This window comes from Nonomuraea purpurea (assembly GCF_042650645.1).
In the GTDB taxonomy this organism is placed as follows: domain Bacteria; phylum Actinomycetota; class Actinomycetes; order Streptosporangiales; family Streptosporangiaceae; genus Nonomuraea; species Nonomuraea purpurea.
On record NZ_JBHSBI010000086.1, the window covers coordinates 1 to 1,261 of the forward strand.

At 67.6% G+C, this 1,261-nt stretch carries 1 protein-coding gene; it reads right to left on the reverse strand.

Features of this window, described 5'->3' with window-relative positions; genetic code table 11:
* Nucleotides 1–56 precede the first annotated feature (56 nt).
* The coding region (locus ACFOY2_RS54625) for an IS256 family transposase (protein ID WP_379536110.1) at nt 57–1,261 on the reverse strand (1,205 nt) is incomplete at its 5' end.

The window sequence follows — 1,261 nt, forward strand, 5'->3', positions numbered from 1 at the left end:
AGGGCCGCGCCCAGGGAGGTGGTGTTTGAGAAGGCCACCCGCAATCCGGTGGACTATTAGGAGGCAATCGCCTCAATATTCACTTTAGCATCGTTTGTCCCATTTTCGGAATCGGTCACCTTCCGGCATTCGGCAAGAACCTCCAGGCCCATGTAGCGGCGCTGCTCGGTCCACTCGTCGTTCTGTTCGGCCAGCACCGCGCCGACGAGTCGAGTGATCGAAGCGCGATTGGGGAAGATCCCGACCACGTCGGTCCTTCTCCTGATCTCTTTGTTCAGGCGCTCCTGGGGGTTGTTGGACCACGTCTGGCGCCAGACGGCCTTGGGGAAGGCGGTGAAGGCCAAGATGTCCTCGCGCGCCTCGTCCAGGTGCTCGGCCGCGGCCGGATATTTGACCTCCAGCGCCTCGACGACGTGGCGGTGCTGGGCGTAGACGGAGCTGGCGTCGGGTTGCTCGAAGACGGTGCGCAGCATCGTCGCCACCCACGGCTGGGCTGACTTCGGGACGCGGCAGAGCAAATTCCTCGCGTAGTGAGTTCGACACCTCTGCCAGGACGCGCCGGGCAGAGTGGAGGCGATCGCATCGCGCAGCCCGGCGTGGCAGTCGGAGGTCACCATCAGCACGCCGGACAGGCCGCGGGCGACCAAGCCGCGCAGGAACGCCAGCCAGCCCGCGCCGTCCTCGCTGGAGACGACGTCCAGGCCGAGAATCTCCCGCTGGCCGTCGGCGTTGACGCCGGTGGCGACCAAGGCGTGCACCGTCACCGTCCGGCCGCCCTCGCGCACCTTCTGCGTGAGGGCGTCGATCCACATGAAGGTGTAAGGGCCGCCGTCCAGCGGCCGGGACCGGAACTGCTCCACCAGGCCGTCCAGTTCGGCGGCCATCGCCGAGACCTGCGACTTCGACAATGAGGTGATGCCCATCGCCTCGGCCAGCTTCTCCACCCGCCGTGTGGAGACGCCCAGCAGGTAGGAGGTCGCCACCACCGAGGTGAGCGCCCGCTCCGCCCGGCGTCGCTTGTCCAGCAGGAAATCCGGGAAGTACGAGCCGGTCCGCAGCCGCGGCACGGCCAGCTCGATCGACCCGGCCCGGGTGTCCCACGGCCTGGCCCGGTAGCCGTTACGGGTATTGACCCGCTCGCTGCTGACCTCGCCGTAGCCAGCCCCGCACAACTGCTCGACCTCGGCGTCCATCATCCGCTGGGCGAACTCGCGGATCATCGTCCGGAGCAGGTCCGGGCTCGCCGCGGCGAGGGTGTCTT